Source organism: [Rhizobium] kunmingense (assembly GCF_977018605.1).
The window spans coordinates 163,415-188,122 of sequence record NZ_CDRNXG010000002.1; the positions used below are offsets into that span (position 1 = coordinate 163,415).

The following is a 24,708-nucleotide window of genomic DNA, read 5'->3' on the forward strand; positions in this document are numbered from 1 at the left end:
CGTTGCTGTCAGGAAGCTGTCAAGCTGCTGCTTTTTGTCGCAGCGGACTGTTGGGGCAGCTTCAATCTCGCCTCCAGACCGCCTTCAGCCCGGTTGGTAAGCGTCAGGCTTCCTCCGTGAGCCTCGGCAATTTCGACGACGACGGCAAGGCCGAGACCGGCGCCGCTGCGGTTTCCGGTCGGCTCTAGGTGACGGTTGCCGGCGCGTGCCATGTCCTCCGGTTTCATTCCCGGTCCTTCATCCATCACGATGATGTGCAGATGCTCCGGCTGCACGTTCAGCTGGATGGTAACGGCGCCGGCCTCCGGCGAGTGGCGCAAGGCATTGTCGAGGAGGTTGCTGACAGCCTCGAAGATCAACGTTTCCGATCCGCCGACGAAGACATTCTCCTCGGGCAGATCGAGGTTGAGATCGACACGGCGGCGGCGCGCGTCAGCCAGCCGCATGCGGGCGAGTTCGGTCAGGAGGGCTGAGAGGTCCACCGGCAGGCGCGCGTCCGGCTCGATCTCGCTGGCGAAATTGCGGGTTCGCGCCATGGTCAAAAAATGCGTCGTCGTGCGCGTCGCCCGATCGACGATCTGCCGCATGGCCTGCAGCACCGACAGCCTTTCCGCTTCCACCTTGGTGAAGAGGGCATAGTCTATCTGGGTTCTCAAGACCGCGATCGGCGTGCGCAGCTGATGCGATGCGTCGTCGAGCAGCCTGCGCTGCGCTTCCGCCTGTGCCGTATGCCGGCCCAGCAGGCGGTTGAACGTATCGACGAGCGGGCGGATTTCTCGCGGCAGCATGCTTGCATCGACAGGTGAAAGATCGTTGGGGTCGCGTCGTTCGAAGCCGGTTCGCAGGGCAGACAGCGGCGAGAGGGCGCGCATCAGGCCGGCGAGCAGCAGGACAACGACCGCGACGACGCAGAAGAGGTTGAGCGCCGCCGTGCTCCTGATGATGTCGAACCGAAATTCGTCGCGCGACTGCATGCTTTCGGCAACCTGCAGAATGATCGTCTGCGGCACAGCCGCGCCATAGAGCGGTCGATCCAGCTGCCGTTTGAGGATGCCCATGCGGATCGGCTTGCCGAGGAACTCGTCATTGTAGAAGTGAGAGCCGTTGCTTTCGAAATCACGCGGGCGCGGCAGAAAGCTGTCACCGATCTCGACGAGCCCATCCTCCGTGGCGACGCGGAAATAGACATCGCCCGACGCCGTCGCCTCGAAGGCTTCGAACAGGGGATAGGGCAGCTCGACGCCGATACCGCCGCTCTCGGTGGATATGTTGAGGTCGATCGCCCGCAACGCTCCGGCAATCGAGCGGTCATAGGCGCTGTCGGCAAGGCTCGTTGCCGTCCGGCTGGTGACGAATGTCGTGCCGGCCACCAACGCGACCAGCGCCGGCGCTATCCAGACGCTGAGCGTGAAGAGAAGCGAACGGCCGGAACCTGCCTCACTCCTGGCCATTGTTCGCCTCGAGGAAATAGCCCAGACCGCGGAGCGTGATGATGCGGACATCCGAATTCTCCAGCCTTTTTCGCAGCCGGTACATCATCACCTCGACAGACTCCAGCTGCATCTCCTCGTCGGAGCTTATCAGGCGATCGAGGATCTGCTGTTTTGAGATCGGCTCACCCACCCGCTGGATCAGGATGGCAAGCACCGCGTGTTCGCGCGCCGTCAGCGTCATCCTGGCGCCGTTGAGGAAGAAGAGTTGCTGCGACTGGTTGAAGCTTAGCGAACCGCACTCATAAACCCCGCGGCCATGCCCGCGGCTGCGTCTCACGAGCGCGACGAGCCGCGCCTCCAGCTCTTCCATGGCGAATGGCTTGGTGAGGAAATCATCCGCGCCGGCATGCAGAAGAGCCACCCGGTCAGGCAGGTCGTCGCGTGCGGTGATAACGATCAGAGGGGTTACATCGCCGCGATCGCGCATCTTGTCGAGCAGACGCGCGCCGCTCAACATGGGCAGGCCGAGATCGAGGATGATGGCATCGAAGGTCTCAGCGGCGATGCGCCGGTCCGCCTGCGCGCCGTCTTCTTCCCATTCGACGAACAAGCCGCGCTGTTGCAGCGAGCGCTGCAGCCAGAGCGCCAGATCCCTGTCATCTTCCACCAACAATAATCGCAAACCGGTGCTTCCTGTCGTTTCTGGTCGGGCTCGATAGACCGCAACCGCATCTCGCCCTGGGTCTGCCTTGCGGGCTGACGTGACTATGGAGCACGCATCAGCAGCGAAGAAAAGGCAAGCCGGCGGGCCCATCCAAGCTTACCGGAGGCTGACGATGCCTGTGGGAAATGTGTTGATCACGACCGCTGTTGGTGCCCAAAGTTGACGTCCAGATACCAGTTTAATACGCCAAGCTTCAAGTCGAAGATCTTGTTGGCTCATTTCAGGAGAAGTCCGGTGAAGCGTTTTCTGGTCGGTCTGGCGCTCAGCCTTTCCTTGGTCGTCCCGGCAGCAATGGCTGCTCCCATCACCGTCAATGACGGTACCCACACGATCACGTTGCCGGATACGCCGCAGCGCATCGTTGTCCTGGAGTTTTCCTTCGCGGACGCGCTAGCGGCGGTCTCCGTCGCTCCGGTCGGTGTCGCCGACGACAAGGACCCGAAGCGCATTCCGCAGGCAGTGCGGGATATCATCGGTACCTGGACATCCGTCGGAACGCGCGGCCAGCCGAGCATCGAGGCGATCGCAGGTCTGAAGCCGGATCTGATCGTTGCCGATCTGGATCGTCACGAGTCTGTCTACAAGGAGCTCAGCGCGATCGCGCCGACGATGCTTTTGTCGTCGCGGGGCGAAAACTATGAAGGCAGCCTGAAGTCTGCGGCGCTGATCGCCCATGCTGTCGGCAAGACGGCTGAAATGGATGCTCGTCTGGCCAAGCATCGTGAAACGATGGCGGCGATCGCAGCACAGATGCCGAAGGGCGTGTCGATCCTGTTCGGCGCCGCACGCGAAGACAGCTTCTCGATTCATGGCCCGGAATCCTATGCCGGCAGCGTTCTCGCAAGCCTCGGTGCCACCATTCCGACCATGCGGGAAGAAGGTGCTCCGACGGAATTCGCCGGCATCGAGCAGCTTCTGAGCCTTGATCCCGACTGGCTGTTCGTCGGCCACTATCGTCACCCGAACATTGTCGACAAGTGGAGCAAGGAAGAGCTCTGGAGTGTGCTGAAGGCCTCCAACGGCAAGGTTGTCGGCGTCGATTCGAACGTCTGGGCCCGCAATCGCGGTATTCTGTCTGCCGAGAAGATCGCAAGCGACACGCTGGCGATCATGCAGGGTACGTTCACGCCGGTCGAGTGACGGGCTGGATGTAAGAGCATGCCGATGCCAGCCCTTGTTGCCGATCGCCGCCTCGTTTCCATCGGGGCGGCAATCGCGCTGATCGTGCTTCTGTTCTGGTGGTCGCTTTCGGCCTTCTCCGCCTTTGCGATAAGTGCGGCGGATGCCTGGGCCGGGGTCTTCAACGGTGGGCAGGGGGCCGGCACGGCAGCACGTATCGTTGCCCATATCCGCCTGCCGCGCGCGCTCGCCGCGCTGCTGATCGGCGGCACGCTTGGGCTCTGCGGATTGCTGATGCAGGGCATCACCCGCAATCGGCTGGCATCGCCGACAGTTCTCGGTGTCACCGGCGGCGCAAGCCTCGGGCTTGCACTGGTGACCACCGGCCTGATTTCGCTTCCCTTTGCCGATGGCAATCTCGTCGCCACCATCCTGGGTGGTGCATGTGCCTGGCTTCTGGTGTTCATGCTGGGGACGGCATGGTCTCTCGACGCTTCCAAGGGCCGGCTGGTTCTGGCCGGCATCACGGTCGCGGCGCTCTGCGCCGGCCTCACCCGCCTTCTGGTTCTTCTGGCAGAGGAGCGAGCGCTCGGCATGCTGAACTGGCTGGCCGGGTCGCTTGCCAATGTGCGGTTCGCCGAAGTTCAAGTGATGACCGTCGTATTCGTCGCAGGCTTCATTCTGGCGGCGGTGGTCGCCTCGCGGCTAAATCTCGTCAATCTCGGCAATGAAACGGCGCATGCGCTGGGCGTGCGGCTGCGGCTGCTGCGCGCAACGGTGTTCGTCGCCGGATGCATCATGACCGGCGCCACCGTGGCTACCGCCGGTCCGATCGGGTTCATCGGCCTGATGGCTCCCAACATCGCGCGCCTTTTCGTCGGTTCCGATTATCGGCCGCTGGTGCCGATGAGTGCCGCTGTCGGTGCTATCCTTCTCTTGGCCGCCGACATCGCCGGCCGGGCCGTGGCCTTCCCTGCCGAAACGCCGGCCGGAGCGGTGGCCGCGCTCATCGGTGCGCCGTTCTTTCTGCTCATGGCGCGGGGGCAGCGGTAATGGAACGGTCTTCTGTCACCACCATCCCCATCCTGATCCTGCTTCTCGTTGCGGCAACTCTTGCCGCGCTCTGCGTCGGAGCGACGATGATCTCGCCGGTCGAGGCGGGAAGGATGGTTCTCCTGCGCGATGCGGCCGATTTCGTCGTCTGGCAGCATCGCCTGCCGCGCAGCCTGATTGCCATTCTCATCGGTGCAGCGCTCGGCACGGCCGGCGCCTTGATCCAGGGCGTCATCCGCAATCCGCTGGCCTCGCCCGATATTCTCGGGGTAACGCAAGGAGCGGGGCTTGCCGTTACGATCGCGCTTCTGCTGCTGCCGGCCGGAGGTTCTTCCTTTCTGCCGATCGTTGCCTGCCTCGGCGGTGCCGCCGGCGCCGCACTCCTGATGGCCTATAACAGTGGCATGGCCTTCTCGCCGGTACGCTTCGCGCTTTCCGGCGTGGCGGTGTCGCTGACATTCGCCAGCGTCACGGAATTTCTGCTTTTGACCTACCCGGTCGAAATCAATACGGCGCTTCTGGCGCTGACCGGCAGTCTCTGGGCGCGCGGCTGGACACATCTGACGCCGGCACTGCTACTGGTCCCATTGATCGGACTTGCCATGTTCCTTGCAAAGCCTCTCGACCTGATCGGCCTCGGCGATGAGGCGGCCGCGAGCCTCGGGGTTCGCCTTTCGCGGGCAAGGCTGGCGTCGATCACGCTTGCGGTCCTGTTGACCGGTATCTCCGTCTCGGTCATCGGGCCGGTGACGTTTGTCGGGCTTGTGGCGCCGCATCTCGCTCGGCGGCTGGTCGGAGGGGCACATCTTGTGCTGATCCCGACCGCGGCTCTCGTCGGTGCCATCGTCGTCGTGACCGCCGATACGCTCGGCCGCGGTCTTGCCCCGCCGGTCGAAATTCCCGTCGGCATCCTGACGGCGGTGATCGGCGCTCCCTATTTCCTCTGGCTCTTGTTCCGGATCCGATGATGCAGGCTTCCATGACCCAATCGCAGGACGCGACACAATCCTTGGCGGCAATTTCCGTCAGCAATCTTGCCCTCGGCTATGGTGCGGTGAAGGTGATCGACGACCTGTCGCTCGATTTTCCGGCCGGTGCGGTCACGGCACTGATCGGGCCGAACGGCTGTGGCAAGTCCACACTCTTGAAAAGCCTGACCCGTATCGTGCCTTCATCGGCCGGCCAGATCCTTATCGAAGGCAAGCCGCTCGCGGGCTATAGCGCCAAGGCGCTGGCAAGGCGGGTTTCGTTTCTTCCGCAGGTGCTTCCGGTTCCGGACGGCATCACTGTCCGGCAGCTGGTATCCTATGGCCGCAGTCCGCATAACGATATCTGGGGCCGTCTCGCAGGCGAGGATACCAGTGCCGTCGATGCGGCGATCCGGCAGCTCGAAGTCTCCGATCTGGCCGACCGCCATGTCGCCGATCTCTCGGGCGGCCAGCGGCAGCGGGTCTGGATTGCCATGATCGTCGCTCAGCAGACGCCGATCGTGCTGCTCGACGAGCCGACCACCTTTCTCGACATCAACCATCAGGTCGAACTTCTGAAATTCGCGCGCCGGTTGGCATCGGAAGGCAAGACCGTGGTCGCCGTCCTGCACGACCTCAACCAGGCCTTCCGCTATGCCGACCATGTGGCGGTGATGAAGGCGGGCCGGCTGGTCGCGGCAGGGAAACCCGGCAAGGTGGCCGATCCCGACCTGCTGTACGAAGTCTTCTCCATCCGCTGCACCATTATGCAGGATCCCGAATCCGGCACGCCGATGGTCGTAATCCGCGATTGTAGACTGTGATTACGAAAAAGGACCTGGATGTTACTCCAGATCCCTTGTCTCTCGTTTTCGCCGATCCGATTGGGGCGTACTTCTCGCTTAAGAAGCCGCCGCCTTCACGGCCGGGCTGTAGCGGATGAGGCTGAGGATCTCGAACAGCATCTGCGCGCCCGCATGGGCGGTATTGGTCGTAGCGTCATATTGCGGTGCGACTTCCACGACGTCACCGCCGACGAAGTTCACGCCCTTCAGACCGTGCAGGATGTCCAGTGCCTGCCGGCTGGTTAGGCCGCCGATTTCCGGCGTGCCGGTGCCCGGCGCATAGGACGGATCGAGGCTGTCGATATCGAAGGAGAGATAGGTCGGGCCGTCACCTACGATTTCGCGTGCCTTGGCAATGACGGCATCGATGCCCATCTTGCCGATCTCTTCCGCATGAATGACCGTCATGCCGCTCTCGTAGGAGAATTCCCAGAGATATTCGGCGGCGCCGCGGATGCCGATCTGGATAACGCGGGTCGGGTCGAGAACGCCGTCCAGCACCGCGTTGCGGAACGGGCCGCCGTGGTGGAATTTGGTCAGATCATAGGCGCCGCCTGTATCGCAATGGGCGTCGATATGGATCATGCCGACCGGACGGTCGCGGCCGACGGCCTTGAGAATCGGGTGGGTGATCGAGTGGTCGCCGCCGACCGACAGGGGAATGACGTTGGCGTCGATGACCTTGTTGTAATGCGTCTCGATGTCCTCGTGGCTCATTTCCAGCCGGTAACGGCTGCGGAACGGCACGTCGCCGATATCGGCGACCTTCATTTCGAAAGTGGGAGCGGTCTTCAGTACGTGGTTATAGGGGCCGACACGCTCGATCGTACGCAGCGCCCGAGGTCCGAAGCGGGAGCCGGGACGGTTGGTGACGCCGAGATCCATGGGTACGCCGATCAGCGCCACCTGCAGGTCGCCGAAATCCGGATTTTCCGGGTCGATGGCCATCAGCGGCGCGTCGAGCAGCGTGGGCACACCGCTGAACGGAGCTGCGCGCGTGCCACTGGCGGAAAAGATGCGGTCGGCGACGGCGCGGAATTCCGGATCATGGATGCTGCCGCCATGGCCTTCGCCATAACGTGCCCTGAGGTCTTCCAGCGCCTTCTTGTCGAATGTCATGTCGGTTCTCCCGGTCTTTCTCGGTGTGTTTTTATCAGGATGCTTGGCGCGCCGTTTCCAGCGCGTCGAAATGGTCGGCTATCTGCTGGCCTGTGGCAATCCAGACGTCGGATTTCGCCTGCACGTGTCGCAGAAAATCACGCAACAGGTGCCAGCGCATCGGCCGCCCCGAAACCTGCGGATGCAGGACGAGCGTCGTGACACCGCCCCAGGCGTGGGTCGCCTCGAATTCGTCGATCCACATCTGCAGCACGGCCTCGCGTCCGAAGATCGGTCGTGACGAGGTGCGGCTGGTCATGCCGAAATTCCAGTCGTCGAAGGCGAAGTTGACCGGGATCTCGATCAGCCCGCGTTCGCCGCCATGGTCGGCATGTCTATAGGGCAGGATATCGTCGCGGAACGAGCTGGAATAGCGCATGCCGGATTGCGAGAGATAGGCGAGCAACTCCGGGAAATTTTCCCCGGATGGTGCACGGTAGCCGATCGGTCGCACGCCGAGCACCTGTTGCAGCGCCTCGTAGCCAAGGTCGATTTCTTCGAAGGCTTCGGCGAGCTTGTCGCGATCCGGGCATTTGTGCAGATAGCCGTGATGGCCGATTTCGTGGCCCGCTTTCAGGATCGCCTCGCACTGGGCGGGATGCGCGCGCGCCGTCCAGCCAGGAATGAAAAATGTGGCCGGTAGGGAAAGTTCGTCCATCAGCTGGACGATTTTGGCGATCCCGACGCGTGCGTCATAGCCGCCATGGGACGTGGTGACCATGCGGTCGACATTGGATGGCGTGTTGCCGATCCAGGCCGTCTCCGCGTCGACATCGAAGCCGATGAACAGGGCGCTCTTGGCACCGTTCGGCCAGGTCATTGTCGGTGTCGCGGGGGCGGGATTGAGCGGACGGGGAGAAAGATCAAAAGCCATGAGGAATATCCGATGCCGGAATGGTTGGAACCGGGCCGCCGGCTGAAGGCGGCCCGGTATCCGGGCGCAGGACGGGACAGGTCCGCCACCCTGGCCCGGCTTTAGGAGAATGAAGCCGGGCCAGGGTTCCCGCCATGCGGAATGCGGACTTATTTCTGTGCTTCGCCGTTGACGTAGATGCCGTCGAGTGCAGCTGCCTCGAGGTTCCACTTGGCGAGGATCGTCTTGTATTCGCCGCTTGCCATCAGGGCCTTCATGGCCGCGATATAGGCATCGCGCAGTTCGGTGTCCTTCTTGGCGAAGCCGATGCCCTGGTAGACGGCGGTGTAAGGCGTGCCGATGGCTGCGTAGGCATCCTTTTCCAGGTTCATCAGGTAGGGAACGGTTTCAGAACCCTGGACGGCTGCATCGACGCGACCCTGCTTCAGCTGGGTGCGGGCATCGGCCGAGCCTTCGGTGCCGACGACCTTGATGGCCGGCAGACCCTTGGCTTCGCAGTTGGCGGCGCTCCACTTCGCGGTTTCATCCGGGAAGGAGGTGCGGCGGCTCATGCCGACAGACTTGCCGCAAAGATCGGTCTCGGTCTTCAGCTCGTCCTTGCGGGCAGCGGTCGTATAGAACTGAGCGCCGGACTTCATGTAATCGACGAAATCGAGGGCTTCGCGGCGCGTCGGCAGGTCGCTCATTCCCGAATGGATGATGTCGACGCGGCCGGTGGTGACGGACGGTACCATCTGCTCGAAGCCGATGTCGGACCATTCGACCGTGGTGCCGAGCTGCTTGGCAAGCGCCAGACCGAGGTCGATGTCGAGGCCCATCAGCGTGTTTGTCGCCGGGTCCTTGTATTCCATCGGCGGGTAGTTCGGCGTGTTGGCCACGACGACCTTGCCGGCCGACTTGATGCGTTCCGGCAGGCCTTCGGCCGAAACCGCGGTGGCGGCGGTTGCAGCGAGTGCTGCGAGTGCCACGATCTTCAGTGTCTTGGTCATGATATCCCCTATCCTGTTGTCTTTGGACGCTGGTTGATTGTCTGGGTTACTGCGCGGGCGGTCAGCTATGGACCGCCCGGATGAATTCCGCCGTGCGCGCGCTTTTCGGCGCGCTCAGCACTTCCGATGCCGGACCGGTCTCGACGACCCTGCCGGCCTCCATGAAGGTCACGGTGTTGGCGACGTTACGGGCGAAGCCGAGCTCGTGGGTGACGACGATCATGGTCATGCCGGAGGCCGCCAGATCCTTCATTACATCGAGCACTTCCGAGACCAGTTCGGGGTCGAGCGCCGATGTCGGTTCGTCGAACAGGATCAGATCCGGCTGCATGCCCATGGCGCGGGCGATCGCCACACGCTGCTGCTGGCCGCCGGAAAGTTCGGACGGATAGTGGTTAGACTTGTCGCCGAGGCCGACGCGGGCAAGAAGTGCCAACGCTTCCTCGCGCGCCTTTGCGGCCGGATGGCCCAGAACCTGGATCGGACCTTCCATGACGTTTTCGACTGCCGTCAGATGCGGGAAGAGGTTGAAGCGCTGGAAGACCATGCCGATGCGGCGGCGCTGGCGGGAGATTTCCTTGTCGCTCAGTTCGTGGAGGTTGTTGCCCTCGCGGCGATAGCCCATCAGCTCGTCATTGACCCAGATGGCGCCTTCGTCCATCCGCTCGAGAAGGTTGATGCAGCGCAGGAAGGTGCTCTTGCCGGAGCCGGACGGGCCGATGATGCAGGCGACTTCGCCGCGTGCCACTTCCATCGAGACCTTGTCGAGCGCCTTGAATGCGTCGAAGCTCTTGCTGACATCGATCGCCTTGATCAGAATATCTTTCGTCATGTCAGCCTCACATCGATGCGCGAATGGATTTGGAACCGCGACCGTAATAGAGCTCGATACGCTGCTGGATCACGGAGAGGATGGAAACCACGACGAGATACCAGAAGCTGGCAACCAGAAGCAGTTCGAGAACGCGCGTGTTGGCGTAGTAGATCACCTGCGCATTGTGCAGGATTTCGGAAAACTGGATGACGCTGGCAAGCGAGGTCAGCTTGACCATGCCGATCACTTCGTTGCCGACCGGCGGAACCATGACGCGCATGGCCTGCGGCAGAACGATACGGCGCAGCATCTTCATCTGCGTCATGCCGAGCGTGCGGGCGGCCTCGTACTGGCCGGCATCGACCGACAGGAGGCCGCTTCGAACGACTTCGGACGTATAGGCGCCCTGCTGGATGCCGAGGCCCAGCATGGCCGCCACGAAGGGCGTCATGATATCGACCGTACGGAATTCGAAAAGGCCCGGAATGCCCATGGTCGGGAAGATCAGCGCCAGGTTGAACCAGATCATCAGCTGCAGCAGCGCCGGTGCACCCCGGAAAAGCCAGAGATAGCCGATCGCAATCCACGACAGCACCGGATTGCCGGAAATGCGCATGATCGCGATGATCACACCCAGAACGATACCGATCGTCATGGCGGCGACAGTCATCACCAGCGTGTTGACGAGGCCCTGGAGGATGACCGGCGCGAAGAGGAAGTCGCCGACATAGGACCATTCGATCTGGCCGACGCTGAAGGCGCGAATGAGAGCGGCCATCAGCAGTATGACGATTGCTGCGGCCACCTTGCGGCCGAGATTGCGCTTGGGCACCAGCTTCAGATGGGCGATCTCGTATTTGCTCGCCTCGGATGTTGCGGTGGTTGTCGCTGTCATCAGAGCGCCGCCTTATCGGTTTCCGGCTTGGAAAAAGCCGAGCCGCTGAGCGGCGTGCTGGAGAAGCTGCGGAAAATGTCGAGCGCCGCATCGAAGCGGGCGATCTGCTCGCGCACGCTGGCCGGCGCCGTGGAGCCGTAGCCGGTGCGGCTTGCAAGCGCATGTTCCAGCGTGATGGCATTCAGCATGTCGGCGTTGAGGCGCTCGTCGATCTTCGGCAGATCTTCCTCCGTCAGGCCGGAAAGATCGTGGCCGCGCTCCTCGCAATAGCGAACCACGGCGCCGGTGATCTCGTGGGCTTCGGCGAAGGGAATGTTCTGGCGCACCAGCCAGTCGGCTACCTCGGTTGCCAGTGTGAAACCGCGCGGCGCTTCTTCGCGCAGCTTCTCGACTTCGAATTCGAGCGTCTCGACCATGCCGGCGAAGGCGGGCAGTATCAGTTCCAGCGTGTCGATCGTCTCGAACAGCACCTTCTTGTCTTCCGCGAGGTCACGGTTATAGGCGAGCGGCATGGCCTTCATCGTGGCGAGGAAGCCGGCGATGTTGCCGATCAGCGTGCCGGACATGCCACGTGTCAGCTCGGCGATATCCGGGTTCTTCTTCTGCGGCATGATCGAGGAGCCGGTCGAGTAGCTGTCATGCAGGCGCACCCAGCTGAACTGCTTGGAACTCCAGATGCAGATCTCTTCGGCAAGGCGCGAAAGATTGACACCGACGAGCGAGGCGATGAACAGGAACTCGGCGACGAGATCGCGCGAGGCAACCGCATCGATGGAGTTTTCGCAGGCGGCCGAATAACCCAGTTCAACGGCGGAGAGGTCCGGGCGGTTGACGATGCCGGAGCCGGCGAGTGCCGCTGCGCCAAGCGGCGAGCGGTCGAAACGGCGGTCGAAATCGGCAAAGCGCTCCAGATCGCGCAGCAGCGACTGCGCATGCGCCATCAGGTGATGGCCGAGCACGACGGGCTGTGCCGGCTGCAGATGGGTAAAGCCCGGCATGACCGTTTCGGTATGCTTTGCGGCCTGGGAGCGGATCGCCTCCTCGACGGAAATGATGCCGGCGCTGAGTTCGCGGGCCATGCGGCGCAGATAAAGACGGGTGTTGTTGGCTGTCTGATCGTTGCGCGAACGACCGGCGCGCAGCTTGCCGCCGAGCGCGCCGAGGCGGACGGTCAGCAGGCGTTCGAGAAAGGTGTGAACATCCTCATCGCCGGCAATCGGTGTCTCGCGGCCCGCCGCGACATCGGCCTCGACCGCATCCAGCGTCGCGCGGATCTTGGCGAACTCGGCTTCATCCAGCACGCCGGCGCGCTTCAGTTCGGACGCATGGGCGCGCGAGCCGGCAATATCCTCACGGTAAAGGCGGAAGTAGGAGGCGGGCGCACGGGACAGATTGGCCAGTGCCTCGGAGGGGCCGGACTTGAAGCGGCCGCCCCAGAGCTGGGTCGATTCGGACATGGATTTACTCTGCTTGTTTAGACTTTAGGCAAGGTTTGCACGTGCCCTTTTCTGCGGCAAATGAATTTATTTCTCGGCCGTATGACGAAAGCGACTAGCGCACTGAAGGCGATGCGGTTCCGTCATATCCTACCGGCTGACGAGGTGATCGAGCCGCAGGCGATGACGGTCGTCGGTGATGTTTCGCGCCGCCGCGTAGACGGCCAGAATGGTGCTCGCCGCACCGCTGGAAGCCAGAAGAAGCATGAGGAATATCTGGTATTTCCCTGCCTCGAGCGGGTCCTGCCCGGCGAGAATCTGACCGCTCATGATGCCGGGCATGGTGATGATGCCGGCGCCGACCATCTGGTTTGTGACGGGCAGAAGGCCTGCCTGTATGGCGCGCCGCATCAAGGGGCCGAGCGCCTGCCAGCGGGTGGCGCCGAGAGCGAGCTGGGCCTCGATGGCATTGCGCTCGTTGCCGACATTGGCGAACAGGGCATTGAGCGCGATACTGGCCGAATTCATCGAGGTGCCGAGAATGATGCCGGCAATCGGGATGGCATGCGCCGGCTCCAGCCAGCTTTGCGTTCCGAGAACGGTGATCAGCGCAAACGCCGATACCAGGCTGGTCGACAGGCTGATCGCGGCGCCGCTGACCAGAAACTGCAGCGTGCCCTTAAGCCGGCGCGGCAATCTCCCTCCTGTCTCATAGCTTGCAGCGCTCAGCATGAAGACAAAGACGATGAGTGTGATCCATGCCGACTGCTGTGCAAAGACGAAGCGTAGCAGCATGCCGACGAGCAGAAGCTGAACGGTCATGCGGACTGCCGACCAGGCGAGCGTCTTGTGGAAGCCGAGGGACAGGTACACCGACAGGAGCGCGCTCATCAGCGTCAGGCCGATCGCAAGTGTCAGTTCGATTGCACCGAGTGTGACCATGTCAGGCTCGCTTCAGAATGAGATGGCCATCGGCCAGGCGTTTGCCCTGGGCGGTGTCGTGGGTAACGACGAGAAGCCCGCCGCCGGATTTCCTGTAGTCGAGGAGAACTGCCTCGACATCGAGGGTCGCCTGGTCATCGAGGGCTGAGGTCGGTTCATCGAGAAGCAGGAATGCCGGGGCTCTGACGAGCGCCCTGATGAGCGCCATCCTTTGACGCTCTCCAGTCGAGAGGGTCTGGGGTGCGTTCCGGAGCTTTTCCGGCGGCATGCCGAGGCGTTCCATCAATGCCCGAGTGGCATCTTCCTGCTGAAAATGCTCGCCAACCGTCGGCTCCCACCAGCCGCTTTCCGATGCGACATAGGAGACCTTTCGACGCCAGGCGGGGCCTGCAACCGAAAACTGCTGATCGGCTCCCAGCGAGATGGCGCCGTCATGCGGGTCGAGATCGGCGACCTTGCGAAGCATCGTCGTCTTGCCGACGCCGGACGGGCCGGAGACGACGAGGCACCGGCCACCCGAAAGGGTGAAATCGACGCGTCCCGCGATCGATGTCGCCGGCAGGCTGACGGTCAGCAGGTCTTTGTCAGGATTGATCATTCTTGCGGCGCGCCCGGATTTTGTTCCATCGGGACTGGCTAACCCGGTGTTGAAGGCCTGCCAACCTGTTTTTCGCAGTCGGAGCTGCAGGATGAGGCTTTTCACCCTGCAATCCTCGCCGGGCTGCGGCAGCCGGGCGCCCCGGCCCCGGCCGGTCAAGCGGCGTTATTTCACGAAGAGCTGGCGCGGGAAGTTGGTCAGTTTCTCGTAGCCGGTTTCTGTAATCGTGATGGTTTCCGACATGCCGAAACCGCGGGCGAGCACGTAAGTGTGGAAGGTCTGGCCGGGTTCGAAGACCCAGGTGCTGTTTTCCGCCGATTCCAGCGGCTCGCCGCCGTTGGGCTGCAGGAGCAGGCCGACGGAATAGAAGGTCTTGTTCGTGTAGGTTTCGCGAAGGCCCGCCGACAGCACGCCGTCGCGATAGATCGCGTCGGGTACTCGGACAGAAACGCCCGGCTTCACCTCACGGATTGCCGCATCCTGGATGGCGATCAGCTGTTCTACCACCTTATGATCGTCGTCCTGAACCGGTCCGACGCGGATCGGGCGCATGAAACGGGCGTGATAATGTTTGACGTTCGGCGTCGTTTCGATCTGGATGATATCACCGGCTTCCAGCACGCGGTCGGAATAACCGCCATGCAGGTGGAAGGCGCGCTCGCCCGATGACATGACGCCTGGACCCGGCAGGTCGGAACCGGCGCGGATCATCGCGGCGCAGACTTCGGCGGCCATCTCGCGCTCGGTGACGCCGACGGCGGCGCTGTCGATCGCCGCCTGCATGCCGGCTTCGGCAGCCTTTGCCGCACGGCGCTGATAGGCGATTTCGGCAGGCGACTTGATCAGGCGCATCTGCGGCGTCATGGCGCTTTCATCCTGCCAGACGATGCCGGGCAGCGCCGATTTCAGGTATTCGTAGCGGCCGGCCGAGAGCGGCCAGGCCGAAAGTTCGATGCCGAGCTTGGCTGTCTTGCCGATACGGCTTTCGATAGCGGAGGCGGCAACCGCCATGCGGTCGTCGCTGTCGGTCCACATCACCCGATCGGAGAAGACGCAGGTGCTGTCGAGATAATATTCCTCGACGTCACGGCAGAACAGGGTCGGTTCGCCCTCGGCCGGGATAATGGCAAACTGCAGCGTGCCGTAGGCGCGGGTAAAATAGCCGGTGAGCCAGGTCACTGTTTCCGGCAGAAAGGCGACGAGACCGTCGAGCTGCTTTTTCTTCAGCTCGGCCTGGACGCGGGAGAGGCGGGACAGGAATTCGGCGCGTTCGAACCAGTAGGCGGGCGTAACCATTATTCTTCCTCGATCGGGATATTCTTTAAATCAGGCGTTCTGGACCAGTTCCGCAAAACGGGTCAGCATGGTCTTGGCCTCGGCGGCCTCGTGGGCCTGTGCCTTGAGGTCATCGATATTTGCGCCATCGAGCGTCATGCGCTCGCGGTTTTCCTCGAACCAGATGACGGCCTGCGCCTTGGTGATTTCCGGATGGCCCTGGATGCCCCAGATATCCTTGTCCTTGTAGCGCCAGATATGGTTGGGGCAGTCGTCGGAATAGGCAAGCACGGTCATGTCCGGGTGCGCGGCCTTTACCTCGTCATTGTGCCAGACGAACATGTAGGCGCTGTCGACCAGATCACGGCACAGCTTGTCGGTGCGGGCGGCTTCGGTGAGCGGCAGGTCCTTGTAGGCGATTTCGCAGGAAGTGCGGCGGAACACCTGGTCGCGGCCGCAAAGCGCGGATGCTAAAATCTGGCTGCCGAAGCAGATGCCGAGCATGGGGATTTCAAGCTCGGCTGCTTCGCGGATCAGGTCATGTTCGCGCAGGATGAAGGGCACGTCCTCATAGGCGCCATGCGGGCTGCCGGATAAAAAGATGCCGTCATAACCCTTCAGCGTCTCGGGAAACTGGCCATCATAAGCCCAGTAACGATCGACCTTCAGACCCCAGGCTTCGAAGCGGTCATCGAGCTTTGCTATGGACTGAAACTTGCGGCCATTGCCGAGATAAAGAAGGCGCTTGCCCATGTCATTCCCCATTTCCAAAATCAGCACACCAGTGGTATACCAACGGTGTTCATGGCGCAATCGGGAAATCGTGGCAATCATCCGGTGCCGTGTTATGCATCTCACCGGACGGCTGAAGACGGCCGGACACCTTAGAAGGGGAAGTCATGCGCATCGATCTCAATTCCGATCTCGGCGAAGGATTTGGCCCGTGGACGATGGGCGACGATGCGGCGATGCTCGATATCGTCAGCACCGCCAATATCGCCTGCGGCTTTCATGCCGGTGACCCGGACATCATGCGAAAGACGGTGCGGCTGGCGAAGGAGCGCGGCGTCGCGATCGGCGCGCATCCCGGTTATATGGACCTGATCGGTTTTGGCCGGCGGCGTCTGCCGGGATTGAGTATTTCGGACGTGGAGACGCTGGTCGCCTATCAGGTTGGGGCGCTGGCCGCGGTCGCGGCACTCGAAGGCCACCCGATTACACATGTGAAGACCCATGGCGCGCTCGGCAATGTCTGTGCCGATGACGATGAGATGGCTCTTGCCGTCGGCCGTGCAATCAAGGCCGTTGATCCGAAACTCGCCTTCATGGTGATGCCGGGGACGGCGACGGCGCGGGCGGCCGAAAAGCTGGGCCTGACGCCGATCAACGAGATCTATGCCGACCGGACCTATGCGGACAATTTCAATCTTTCGCCACGCTCCGAACCGGGTTCGGTGATCCATGATGCGGAACTGCTGGTGAAGCGGGTGATCGGGATGGTTTCGGAAGGGTGCCTGACTTCGACTTCAGGCAAGCGGCTGGAGGTGCCTATCGGGTCTGTCTGCGTGCATGGCGATACGCCCGGTGCGGTGGGCATGGCGCGGCAGTTGCGTGGGGCGCTGGAAGAGGCCGGATGGGTGATTGGGGCTGCGGTGTCGTGATTGGGGTGAAAAGGAGGGCGCTTGGACGGCGCGCCAACTTTTCCTCAGGCGGCCAAAGGATCGAAAACCTCTCCGTCGTCATCCTCGGGCTTGTCCCGAGGATCTGCATCCGTTCCAGCCCATTGCAACATCGCGGTCTTAGCACTGTGGTTAGATCCTCAGGACAAGCCCGAGGATGACGGCATCTTTTGAAGGATGCTGGTCACAAATTGCTTGCAGCACTCAATGCTTGAGACCCGCAATCACGGCGGTAAGGCGATCCTCGGCGTGGATTGCCTGTTCCTCCGCCAGGTCCGCCGAGATTGCCCGAAACAGAAACTGTTGGCCGGCCGGCAACTGCGCCAGACGCGCGAGATCGAAAGAGGCGATGGTGGCGATTTTCGGGTAGCCGCCGGTCGTCTGGCCATCGGCGGTGAGCACGATCGGCTTGCCCGATCCCGGCACTTGGATGGAGCCTATAACTGTGGCATCCGAGACGATGTCGTGGCCCTTGAATGCCTGGAGCGCCGGACCGTCGAGAACCATGGCCATGCGGTCGCGGGAGGTGGTGGTGCGATAGGACTGACGCAGAAAGGTCTTCCACGCGTCTTCATCGAAGTAATCGTCCTGCGGGCCGGGGACCACGGAGATCGGGCCGTGTGCGCGCAAGTAGGGCGTGCCGAGCATGCGGGGTTTAAGTTTGCCGGTTTCGCCAAGTGGCAGGACATCGCCTGCGGCGAGTGCCTTGCCGTTCAGGCCACCGACTGCTGTTCGCAAATGGGTGGAGCGGCTACCCAGCATCTTTGGGATCGTGATGCCGCCGGACATGGCGACATAACCCCAGACGGCACCGCGCAAGGCACCGACGGTCAGTGTTTCGCCGGCCTTGAGGAGGTGGCTTTCCCAGGTGGGGACCGGCTTGCCGGCAATTTCCACTGCGCAACTGCCGCCGGTGACCGCGATAAGGACATCGCGATCTGCGGTGAATGCGCCGCCGATGAGGGCGAATTCGATAGTCGCGGCATGCGGATCATTGCCGACAAGCGCATTGGCGATAGCGTGGGCGTCGCGATCCATGGCGCCGGATGTCGAAACCCCGCGGGCGCGAAACCCGTAGCGGCCGTCATCCTGCACCGACATCAGCGGGCCGGCGCGAGAAATGGAAAGGAGAGCGGTCATCGGGCGATCTCCTTGAGTTTGGCGGTGCCGGCCGCGACTTGCTCATCCAGTTCCCGGGCCTCGTTGAGGTCGACGCTGCGGAAGGTGATGCGGTCGCCGGCCTTGAGCAGAAAGGGTTCGGCGCGGGCGGGATCGAAAAGCCTGAATGGTGTGCGGCCGAGAAAGCGCCAGCCGCTCGGGCCGGGGACGGAATTGATGCTCGACTGGCGGCCGCCGATGCCAATCGCGCCGGCCTCGATCCGCTGGCGCGGCACGGCAAGCCGCGGCGTGTGTAAAATCTCCGGAAGCCCGCCGAGATAGGCGAAACCCGGCGCAAAGCCGATCATGTAGACCCGGTATTCGGCGGAGGAATGCAGCGCGATGACATCGGCAGCGCTCATGTTCTTCAGCGCGGCGAGTTCGTCGAGATCTGCCTGATGTTCGCCGCCGTAAAGCACCGGGAATTCGAGCAGCCGGCCAGTCTGCGGCGCGGCAATGTCATGCGTTGCCCGCTGCATCAATTCTTGGCCGAGAACGGCGCCGCGCACGATTTTCGGATCGTAGATCACGGTCAGCGAGCGATAGGTGGGGATGGTTTCGAGAATGCCGTCTATCGGCTCTGCGGCAAGCGATGCATCGAGCGACAGGACCTTGAGGTTTGCGGCCTCGCTGACCGTATCGGAAAACTCGATGCCGATTGCGCGGTCGCCGCATCGAAGGACGCGGGGATAGGAGATCTCGGGTATCGACCCGGCACCTGATTGCGGCTTGAACTGCATGTCTCTGCTCTACCCTGTCGTGCTCAGGTGCCGGTGGCCGGAAGCCATTCGAGCGGCTTCAGTTCGGCCAGCACCTTGCTGGCAACCTGAAAGCCCGTCTTTTCCAGCGCCTCGTCCGTCGAGCCGCCGATATGGGGAGTTAGCACAAGATTCGGGCAATCGAGGAGGGGATTATCTGACGTAATCGGCTCTATGGTCAGGACGTCGAGACCGGCGGCGGCGATGACGCCGTCCCTCAATGCGGTGGCGAGCGCGTCCTCGTCGATCAATGCGCCACGGGCGGTGTTGATCAAAATGCCCTGTTTGCCGATCAGCGACAGGCGGCGGGCATCGATGAGCGGCTTTTCCTCGGGTATGCCATGCAGCGAAACGATATCAGCCCATTCGCAGAGGCTGTCGAGATCCGGCAGAGACGTGATGCCTTCGCTTTGCAGTTCGTCGGCAGGCGTGTACCGCGATACGGTGGCGACCTCCATGCCGAATGCCTGTGCCAGATGGGCGACGAGTTTCGCAATATGGCCGTAGCCGAACAGGCCGAGACGGCGGCCGGAGAGCTCATAGGTGCGGTGACGCTGGCGAAAAATCGTGTCGCCGGTGCGCGATGCGTTGTCGGCGGCGATCAGCGAGCGCGAGCAGGCAAGCATCAGGCTGATCACCAGTTCGGCGACGGACTGGGCATTGGCGCCGGGCGTATTGTGCAAGGGGATGCCGCGGGCGGCAAGCGACGGCTTGTGCACCTTGTCGGTGCCGGTGCCGTGAACGCCAACGACCCTGAGATTGGGAGCCGCTTCGATTTCGCGGGCAGACAGGCCGTGATTGCGGGTGATGACCGCTGTGGCGACGGCAAGATAAGGTTCGAGATCGGCAAAGGCGGTAGAGGCCGCAATGTGGACGGCGAGCCCGGTTTCCTCCAGCATGCGGATGGCGCTTTTGGCGATCGGCTGGACGATGAGGCAGTCACAACGAATATCGGACATGATCAGGTTTTCAATGGCGGGTCGAGACAGAGCGCGGACACGAGCCGCGCTGCCTGCGTGAAATCGGCAATCTCCATCTGCTCGTCCGGATTATGGCTGCCATTGGCATTGCGGATGAAGACCATGCCGGTCGGCACGCCGGCATCGGCAAAGACCGCCGCATCATGGCCCGCACCGCAGGCCATGATTTCGGCCTCGATACCATGCTCCTTTGCCAGACCGGCGAGCGAGGCGACAATAGCGTCGTCCATCTTCGCCGCCTTGCTGTCGGTCAAACGGCCGAGTTCGAATTTGACCCGGTGTTCCGCCTCGATGCGGGCAACCGCATCGGCAAGGACGGCCTGCATCCTGGCGAGCGTTTCCGGCTCCTGGCTGCGGACATCGAGTGCAAATGAGAGCTTGCCGGCGATCTTGCTGAAGGCAGCTTCCGAGGCGTCGGTCGAAAACTGGCCGAAGGTGACGACGAGATCGGCACCTTCCGCCTGCAGCCTGTCCCAGGCCTTGTCGAGTTCGACGACCAGAGCCGAGGCTGCACGAACCGCATCGCTGCGGTATTCACGCGGAGTCGCGCCGGAATGGGCATAGGTCCCGATGCATTTGGCTTCGCGATAACGGAAGGAACCGCGAATGCCGGTGACGATGCCGATCGGCAGCTTTTTCTCGATCAGAACCGGCCCCTGCTCGATATGCGGCTCGATGAACATCGCGATACTCTTCGGGTCGAGCCAGGATTTGTCCGAGCGAAGGAATTCCGTATCACCGCCGGCTGCATCGATGGCGGCGCCGAGGGAGATCTGGTCGGAGGAGCGCTTGACCTGATCGAGTTCGCGTCCCGTCAGCCGGCCGAGTGCGGCGCGGCTGCCGATATAGGAGGCGCCGAACCAGGTGCTTTCCTCGGCGCGGATCGCCATGACGGTGATATCGCGCGGCGGGCGGATGCCGGCGCGGACATAACCGGAAATGACCGACAGGCCGAGAAGCACGCCGGCAGCGCCATCGAAATTGCCGCCCATCGGCACGGAATCGAGATGCGAGCCGATGAAGATGCCCGGACCCTCTTCGCGGCCCTTCATCGTCATGTAGAGATTGCAGCCCGGATCGGTCTTGACTTCGAGGCCGAGCTTGCGCGCCTCACGGCGGACCATGTCATGGGCGATCTGTTCGCCGAGACCGTAGGAAGCGCGGGTGATGCCGCGATTGGTGCCGGTGCGGCGCCTCAACTCGTCGAACAGCCGTTCCGCGAGAGAGATATCCACAGGGGCGGCGTTGCTGAGCACGGACGTTTCCGTCTGCGCTTGTTCTGCCAAAACGGTCATGCGCGGGTCAGTCTCCCGATAATGCTGTCTTTTACATGCGCGAGATGGTCGCGCATCATTTGTGCGGCATCGTCACCACGGCCTTCACGCAAAGCTGAAACGATGGCGAGATGCTCGCGGCAGGTCGCGTCGAACCGTTCCGGCATGCTTCTCAGGTCGAAGATCTGGGTCTGGCGGCGCAGCGTGCGGATGATATGGGCCAGTTGCGGATTGCCGGCGGCATCGCCGATACCGCCATGCAGGCGGTCGTCGACATCGCGGACGGAGCCGCGGTCCGGCTTGCCTTCGCCATCTTCCGGGTGGCCGAGAAGCGTGTTGAGATCGGCTTCCAGTTCATCGAGAGCCGAAGCCGGCATATGACCGGCGGCGAGACGTGCGGCTTCCGGTTCGAGCAGCAGGCGGACCTGAAGCGCGTCCATATAATCCTCGATGCGCATCTGCTTCACCTGAAGGCCGCGGCTTCCCTGGCGGATCAGAAGGCCTTCGCCCTCGAGCATCAGCAGCGCATCGCGGATCGGGGTGCGCGACATGTTGAGCGTTTCGGCCAGACGACGTTCGGTCACCATGGCGCCGGGCTGGGCAGCACCGGAAAGGATCAGGTTCAATATCTGCTCGTAGGCCTGCAGCGCCAGCCGCTTGTCGGTTTCAATCAGCATAAATATCCAGTCCCTCCCTTTGGGAGACGGCTTCAAATGACTTTCTGGTGCCACACGTTATGGCGGTTGTCACCAGCTCTTGCGCCCAACGGCTGTCTATCCTCAGCGATCCCTTTTCCCATGCGGTTTTTGGTGTGACGCAATTTTTGTATTCCGCTGGTTGACGAGTGGTATACCAAACCGTATCGTGAAGCAACATCGAGCTTTGACGATCGTGTCGAAAGGACGAACCTGTGAGTGCCATGCCGCAACCGAACCTCCCCTTTTCGAAAGAGGAGCATCTGCAGCGACAGGACCGGCTTCGGGCCGAACTCGCGGCGCGCGGCGTTGACGCTATGCTCGTGTTTGCACAGGAAAGCATGTACTGGCTGACCGGTTACGACACCGGCGGCTTCGTCTATTACCAGTGCCTCGTGGTGCCGACGGATGGCCGTCAGCCGGTGCTTCTGACCCGCCGCCCCGATCTGGTGCAGGCAAAACAGACGAGCATCATCGAGGATATCCGCATCTGGTGGGATGCCGAGGATGCAAACCCGGCCGCCGACCTGAAAGTGATCCTCGAAGAACTCGGCCTCGGCGGGAAAAAGATCGCCATCGAGCTGAACACCCACGGCCTGACCGGCTGGAACCTCTATCGCACGCAGCAGACGATCGGCAACTGGTGCGAGCTGGAAGACGACCGTCACCTGATCCGCTGGCTGCGTGTCTGCAAGTCGCCGGCCGAGATCGAATATACCCGCAAGGCGGCCCGTATTCTGGATGACTCGCTGAATGCCGTAATCGCGGCAGCGCGTCCGGGCATTCTCGACAGCGATCTGAAGGCAACCTATCTCACCTCGATCCTCGGCCAGGGCGCCGACATGCCGCCGAATGCGCCACTGTTCAATTCCGGGCCGCGCGCCGTCTACGGTCGCGGCGTTTCCGATCCGCGCCGACTGGAAGAGCAGGACCAAATCCTGGTCGAATACCCGGTCGCCTATCGTCGTTACAATGTGAAAACCGAATGGACGATCCTGTTCGGCAAGGTCTCCGATGCGCATCGCAAGATGTACGATGTCGGCATGGAGACGCTGAGGAAAATGACCGAGATCGCCCGTCCGGGCACGACGCTCGGCGAGATCTTTGACGTTTATGCCGACGGTCTCGACAAGGGCGGCTACAAACGCGCGCGCTACGGCGCGACCGGCTATTCGGTAGGCTGCACATTCGCGCCGACCAGCATGGATGTGCCGCCGATGATCTATTCCGGCAACCCGACCGTCTGCCAGCCGGGCATGACGCTGTTCTACCACGTGATGAACGGCGATGCCGATACGGGGCTGGCGATGGGCGTGGGCCACACGCTGCTGGTTACCGACGGCGCGCCGGAAGTGCTGACAGGATTGCCCGACGAGCTGACCGTGATCAGCTGACGGGCCAGGGAATAAAGCCGGGAAAATCACAAGAACAATGCCGCCCGGCTTCAGTCAAAAACCAAATTCAGAGGGAAAACGATGACGACTTTCATGATTACCCGCCGCAGCATGGTAATGGGCCTCGCAGGCGGTGTTGCCGCAATGGCGTTGCTTCCCACGCTGAACATGACCGATGCGCTTGCCGCAGGAACGCCGAAAGAAGGCGGCACGCTGAAGATCAGCCATTCGACGCGTATCGCGACGTTGAACGTGCTGAACTGCTCCGGTCCTGCCGAATATCCGGTGGTAGACATGCTCTATTCGGGTCTCACCCGCATGGGACCGGACAATGCGCCTATGGCTGATCTTGCCGAGCGCTGGGAAAGCAGCGAAGACGCCAAGATCTTCACCTTCTACCTGCGCCAGGGTGTGGTTTTCCATGACGGCACGCCGTGCACGGCGGACGATGTCGTCGCTACCTTCCAGGCGATCCTCAATCCCGACATCCCGGCTGCCGCCCGCTCGGTCCTCAACATGATCGAGAAGATCGAGGCGGTTGATCCGACGACCGTCCGTTTTACGCTCAAAACGCCATTTGCCGACCTGCCGATCTCCACGGCGCATGCCAATGCACGCATCATCTCGAAGGCCGCTCTTTCCGGTCCCCGTGAACAGCTGGATACGATGGCGAACGGCACCGGCCCGTTCAAGCTCGAGACCTATGATAGCGCCCGCATGGTGCGCCTGGTCAAGAACGAGAGCTATTTCATCAAGGGCAAGCCGCATCTCGATGCCGTCGAGATGATGCTGTTCCCCGACCTTGCCGCCGAAAGCGCCAATTTCCTGTCCGGTGCCGTCGACGTCATGCTGGTTGTGCAGCAGGCCGACTTCCAGCGTATCGCTGATGCGACCGGCATCACCGCACAGCGCATTCCGTCCGGCCGTTTCGTCAACATCACCATGCGTCAGGACCAGAAGCCGTTCGACGACGTGCGCGTGCGCAAGGCGCTTGCCATGTCGGTGGATCGCCAGATGCTGGTCGATATCGTGCTCGAGGGCCTTGGTCGCCCGGCTTATGACAACCTCGTCTCGCCGGAATTCCAGTATGCGATCGACACTCCGGAAATCGCCTATGATCCGGAAGGCGCCAAGAAACTGCTGGCCGAGGCCGGTTATCCGGACGGCATCACGATCAAGCTCGTCGCCTCCAACCGCCCTGCCATCCGTGCGCAGGTGGCGATCGCGCTGAAGCAGATGGCGCTGCCGGCCGGTTTCGACATCGAAGTCGAAACCATGCCGCACGACACCTATCTCGCCAATGTGTGGATGAAGGGCCAGTTCTACATGGGGTATTGGGGCATGCAGGCGACCGAGGACGCAACCTTCAACCTGCTTTTGACCTCCAATGCCTCCTATGAAGATACGGCCTGGAAGAATGCCGATTTCGACAAGCTGATCGCGGATGCCCGCGCCACTGTCGATCCGGCCGCGCGCAAGGAGCTTTATGCGAAGGCGCAGCAGCTGCAGCTCGACGAGACGCCGTATATCGTGCCGATTTTCGAGGATATCCTGACTGCCAGCGGTGCAGGCTCCGAAGATTGGACGATCGCGCCCCTGTCGCGCTATTACTATATTGAAAACGTCTGGCTGAATAAGGCCTGATCC

At 62.2% G+C, this 24,708-nt stretch carries 24 protein-coding genes; 7 read left to right on the plus strand and 17 right to left on the minus strand.

Translation table 11 applies throughout. The features are described 5' to 3' along the window. Positions 1-8: 8 nt before the first annotated feature. Positions 9-1,451 carry a sensor histidine kinase N-terminal domain-containing protein gene (locus AC0JZ4_RS19125; protein WP_471888094.1) on the minus strand — a complete coding sequence of 481 codons (1,443 nt, stop codon included), beginning with the start codon at positions 1,449-1,451 and terminating at the stop codon, positions 9-11. Beyond that, complete coding sequence (locus AC0JZ4_RS19130; protein ID WP_471888095.1) at positions 1,438-2,247, minus strand: response regulator; 810 nt, start codon at positions 2,245-2,247, stop codon at positions 1,438-1,440. Before AC0JZ4_RS19130 ends, AC0JZ4_RS19125 begins: the two co-directional genes overlap by 14 nt. Before the next feature lie 144 nt (positions 2,248-2,391). Between AC0JZ4_RS19130 and AC0JZ4_RS19135 the strand changes: the two genes are divergently transcribed. Genes AC0JZ4_RS19135 through fecE form a run of 4 tightly spaced genes read left to right on the plus strand, consistent with a single transcriptional unit; the run spans position 2,392 to position 6,121 of the window. After that, positions 2,392-3,297, plus strand: coding sequence for a Fe(3+) dicitrate ABC transporter substrate-binding protein (locus tag AC0JZ4_RS19135; protein ID WP_471888096.1), 906 nt, complete (start codon positions 2,392-2,394; stop codon positions 3,295-3,297). A gap of 18 nt (positions 3,298-3,315) precedes the next feature. Next, positions 3,316-4,329: an iron chelate uptake ABC transporter family permease subunit gene (locus AC0JZ4_RS19140; RefSeq protein WP_471888097.1), complete on the plus strand. Its 1,014-nt coding sequence runs from the start codon at positions 3,316-3,318 to the stop codon at positions 4,327-4,329. Then, positions 4,329-5,297 carry an iron chelate uptake ABC transporter family permease subunit gene (locus AC0JZ4_RS19145; RefSeq protein WP_471888098.1) on the plus strand — a complete coding sequence of 323 codons (969 nt, stop codon included), beginning with the start codon at positions 4,329-4,331 and terminating at the stop codon, positions 5,295-5,297. Before AC0JZ4_RS19140 ends, AC0JZ4_RS19145 begins: the two co-directional genes overlap by 1 nt. Before the next feature lie 11 nt (positions 5,298-5,308). Further along, positions 5,309-6,121: a Fe(3+) dicitrate ABC transporter ATP-binding protein FecE gene (fecE, locus tag AC0JZ4_RS19150; protein ID WP_471888099.1), complete on the plus strand. Its 813-nt coding sequence runs from the start codon at positions 5,309-5,311 to the stop codon at positions 6,119-6,121. A gap of 78 nt (positions 6,122-6,199) precedes the next feature. Here fecE and speB read toward each other — a convergent pair whose 3' ends face one another. From speB to AC0JZ4_RS19200, 10 genes are all read right to left on the minus strand, one after another. After that, positions 6,200-7,261, minus strand: a complete 1,062-nt coding sequence (gene speB, locus AC0JZ4_RS19155; protein WP_471888100.1) for an agmatinase — start codon at positions 7,259-7,261, stop codon at positions 6,200-6,202. A gap of 34 nt (positions 7,262-7,295) precedes the next feature. After that, positions 7,296-8,174, minus strand: a complete 879-nt coding sequence (locus tag AC0JZ4_RS19160) for a polysaccharide deacetylase family protein (RefSeq protein WP_471888101.1) — start codon at positions 8,172-8,174, stop codon at positions 7,296-7,298. A gap of 149 nt (positions 8,175-8,323) precedes the next feature. Next, positions 8,324-9,163, minus strand: coding sequence for an ABC transporter substrate-binding protein (locus tag AC0JZ4_RS19165; RefSeq protein ID WP_471888102.1), 840 nt, complete (start codon positions 9,161-9,163; stop codon positions 8,324-8,326). A gap of 61 nt (positions 9,164-9,224) precedes the next feature. Then, positions 9,225-9,995, minus strand: coding sequence for an amino acid ABC transporter ATP-binding protein (locus AC0JZ4_RS19170; RefSeq protein WP_471888103.1), 771 nt, complete (start codon positions 9,993-9,995; stop codon positions 9,225-9,227). Positions 9,996-10,002: 7 nt separating this feature from the next. Then, positions 10,003-10,872 carry an amino acid ABC transporter permease gene (locus tag AC0JZ4_RS19175; RefSeq protein WP_471888104.1) on the minus strand — a complete coding sequence of 290 codons (870 nt, stop codon included), beginning with the start codon at positions 10,870-10,872 and terminating at the stop codon, positions 10,003-10,005. Beyond that, a complete protein-coding gene (argH, locus tag AC0JZ4_RS19180; protein ID WP_471888105.1) occupies positions 10,872-12,329 on the minus strand; it encodes an argininosuccinate lyase in 1,458 nt (485 codons plus the stop codon). Before argH ends, AC0JZ4_RS19175 begins: the two co-directional genes overlap by 1 nt. 129 nt (positions 12,330-12,458) lie before the next feature. After that, complete coding sequence (locus AC0JZ4_RS19185) at positions 12,459-13,250, minus strand: ABC transporter permease (protein WP_471888106.1); 792 nt, start codon at positions 13,248-13,250, stop codon at positions 12,459-12,461. A gap of 1 nt (position 13,251) precedes the next feature. After that, positions 13,252-13,848 carry an ABC transporter ATP-binding protein gene (locus AC0JZ4_RS19190; protein WP_471888107.1) on the minus strand — a complete coding sequence of 199 codons (597 nt, stop codon included), beginning with the start codon at positions 13,846-13,848 and terminating at the stop codon, positions 13,252-13,254. 165 nt (positions 13,849-14,013) lie between these two features. Continuing rightward, entirely contained in the window at positions 14,014-15,144 is a 1,131-nt protein-coding gene (locus tag AC0JZ4_RS19195) for a M24 family metallopeptidase (RefSeq protein WP_471888108.1), read from the minus strand. Positions 15,145-15,174: 30 nt separating this feature from the next. Then, positions 15,175-15,876, minus strand: a complete 702-nt coding sequence (locus AC0JZ4_RS19200) for a type 1 glutamine amidotransferase (RefSeq protein ID WP_471888109.1) — start codon at positions 15,874-15,876, stop codon at positions 15,175-15,177. A 146-nt stretch (positions 15,877-16,022) separates the two neighbouring features. Between AC0JZ4_RS19200 and AC0JZ4_RS19205 the strand changes: the two genes are divergently transcribed. Beyond that, positions 16,023-16,784: a LamB/YcsF family protein gene (locus AC0JZ4_RS19205; protein WP_471888110.1), complete on the plus strand. Its 762-nt coding sequence runs from the start codon at positions 16,023-16,025 to the stop codon at positions 16,782-16,784. Positions 16,785-17,006: 222 nt separating this feature from the next. On the opposite strand, the gene AC0JZ4_RS19210 is transcribed toward AC0JZ4_RS19205, so the two are convergent. From AC0JZ4_RS19210 to AC0JZ4_RS19230, 5 genes are read right to left on the minus strand one after another with little or no spacing between them, the layout of a single operon-like run. Continuing rightward, complete coding sequence (locus AC0JZ4_RS19210; RefSeq protein ID WP_471888111.1) at positions 17,007-17,942, minus strand: 5-oxoprolinase subunit C family protein; 936 nt, start codon at positions 17,940-17,942, stop codon at positions 17,007-17,009. Next, positions 17,939-18,700 carry a 5-oxoprolinase subunit PxpB gene (gene pxpB, locus AC0JZ4_RS19215; RefSeq protein WP_471888112.1) on the minus strand — a complete coding sequence of 254 codons (762 nt, stop codon included), beginning with the start codon at positions 18,698-18,700 and terminating at the stop codon, positions 17,939-17,941. The genes AC0JZ4_RS19210 and pxpB overlap by 4 nt, the downstream gene beginning before the upstream one ends. A 23-nt stretch (positions 18,701-18,723) precedes the next feature. After that, positions 18,724-19,677, minus strand: coding sequence for an NAD(P)-dependent oxidoreductase (locus tag AC0JZ4_RS19220; RefSeq protein WP_471888113.1), 954 nt, complete (start codon positions 19,675-19,677; stop codon positions 18,724-18,726). A 2-nt stretch (positions 19,678-19,679) separates the two neighbouring features. Beyond that, positions 19,680-20,993: a hydantoinase/carbamoylase family amidase gene (locus tag AC0JZ4_RS19225; RefSeq protein ID WP_471888114.1), complete on the minus strand. Its 1,314-nt coding sequence runs from the start codon at positions 20,991-20,993 to the stop codon at positions 19,680-19,682. Next, positions 20,990-21,649 carry a GntR family transcriptional regulator gene (locus AC0JZ4_RS19230; RefSeq protein ID WP_471888115.1) on the minus strand — a complete coding sequence of 220 codons (660 nt, stop codon included), beginning with the start codon at positions 21,647-21,649 and terminating at the stop codon, positions 20,990-20,992. The genes AC0JZ4_RS19225 and AC0JZ4_RS19230 overlap by 4 nt, the downstream gene beginning before the upstream one ends. Positions 21,650-21,891: 242 nt before the next feature. Here AC0JZ4_RS19230 and AC0JZ4_RS19235 point away from each other — a divergent pair, with 242 nt between their 5' ends. Continuing rightward, the gene (locus AC0JZ4_RS19235; RefSeq protein WP_471889033.1) at positions 21,892-23,061 is read left to right on the plus strand and encodes a M24 family metallopeptidase; all 1,170 of its coding nucleotides are present in this window, start codon (positions 21,892-21,894) and stop codon (positions 23,059-23,061) included. Positions 23,062-23,142: 81 nt separating this feature from the next. Then, positions 23,143-24,705 carry an ABC transporter substrate-binding protein gene (locus AC0JZ4_RS19240; RefSeq protein ID WP_471888116.1) on the plus strand — a complete coding sequence of 521 codons (1,563 nt, stop codon included), beginning with the start codon at positions 23,143-23,145 and terminating at the stop codon, positions 24,703-24,705. The last annotated feature ends 3 nt before the right edge of the window (positions 24,706-24,708 follow it).

Coding starts and splice junctions, on each gene's coding strand:
- AC0JZ4_RS19125 (WP_471888094.1), bottom strand. CDS start 1,451: ATGGCCAGGAGTGAGGCAGGTTCCGGCCGTTCGCTTCTCTTCACGCTC.
- AC0JZ4_RS19195 (WP_471888108.1), bottom strand. CDS start 15,144: ATGGTTACGCCCGCCTACTGGTTCGAACGCGCCGAATTCCTGTCCCGC.
- AC0JZ4_RS19140 (WP_471888097.1), top strand. CDS start 3,316: ATGCCGATGCCAGCCCTTGTTGCCGATCGCCGCCTCGTTTCCATCGGG.
- AC0JZ4_RS19175 (WP_471888104.1), bottom strand. CDS start 10,872: ATGACAGCGACAACCACCGCAACATCCGAGGCGAGCAAATACGAGATC.
- AC0JZ4_RS19185 (WP_471888106.1), bottom strand. CDS start 13,250: ATGGTCACACTCGGTGCAATCGAACTGACACTTGCGATCGGCCTGACG.
- AC0JZ4_RS19130 (WP_471888095.1), bottom strand. CDS start 2,247: ATGGGCCCGCCGGCTTGCCTTTTCTTCGCTGCTGATGCGTGCTCCATA.
- AC0JZ4_RS19145 (WP_471888098.1), top strand. CDS start 4,329: ATGGAACGGTCTTCTGTCACCACCATCCCCATCCTGATCCTGCTTCTC.
- AC0JZ4_RS19160 (WP_471888101.1), bottom strand. CDS start 8,174: ATGGCTTTTGATCTTTCTCCCCGTCCGCTCAATCCCGCCCCCGCGACA.
- AC0JZ4_RS19225 (WP_471888114.1), bottom strand. CDS start 20,993: ATGACCGTTTTGGCAGAACAAGCGCAGACGGAAACGTCCGTGCTCAGC.
- AC0JZ4_RS19205 (WP_471888110.1), top strand. CDS start 16,023: ATGCGCATCGATCTCAATTCCGATCTCGGCGAAGGATTTGGCCCGTGG.
- AC0JZ4_RS19235 (WP_471889033.1), top strand. CDS start 21,892: ATGCCGCAACCGAACCTCCCCTTTTCGAAAGAGGAGCATCTGCAGCGA.
- AC0JZ4_RS19190 (WP_471888107.1), bottom strand. CDS start 13,848: ATGATCAATCCTGACAAAGACCTGCTGACCGTCAGCCTGCCGGCGACA.
- AC0JZ4_RS19200 (WP_471888109.1), bottom strand. CDS start 15,876: ATGGGCAAGCGCCTTCTTTATCTCGGCAATGGCCGCAAGTTTCAGTCC.
- AC0JZ4_RS19170 (WP_471888103.1), bottom strand. CDS start 9,995: ATGACGAAAGATATTCTGATCAAGGCGATCGATGTCAGCAAGAGCTTC.
- argH (WP_471888105.1), bottom strand. CDS start 12,329: ATGTCCGAATCGACCCAGCTCTGGGGCGGCCGCTTCAAGTCCGGCCCC.
- AC0JZ4_RS19210 (WP_471888111.1), bottom strand. CDS start 17,942: ATGACCGCTCTCCTTTCCATTTCTCGCGCCGGCCCGCTGATGTCGGTG.
- fecE (WP_471888099.1), top strand. CDS start 5,309: ATGACCCAATCGCAGGACGCGACACAATCCTTGGCGGCAATTTCCGTC.
- AC0JZ4_RS19220 (WP_471888113.1), bottom strand. CDS start 19,677: ATGTCCGATATTCGTTGTGACTGCCTCATCGTCCAGCCGATCGCCAAA.
- AC0JZ4_RS19165 (WP_471888102.1), bottom strand. CDS start 9,163: ATGACCAAGACACTGAAGATCGTGGCACTCGCAGCACTCGCTGCAACC.
- pxpB (WP_471888112.1), bottom strand. CDS start 18,700: ATGCAGTTCAAGCCGCAATCAGGTGCCGGGTCGATACCCGAGATCTCC.
- AC0JZ4_RS19240 (WP_471888116.1), top strand. CDS start 23,143: ATGACGACTTTCATGATTACCCGCCGCAGCATGGTAATGGGCCTCGCA.
- speB (WP_471888100.1), bottom strand. CDS start 7,261: ATGACATTCGACAAGAAGGCGCTGGAAGACCTCAGGGCACGTTATGGC.
- AC0JZ4_RS19230 (WP_471888115.1), bottom strand. CDS start 21,649: ATGCTGATTGAAACCGACAAGCGGCTGGCGCTGCAGGCCTACGAGCAG.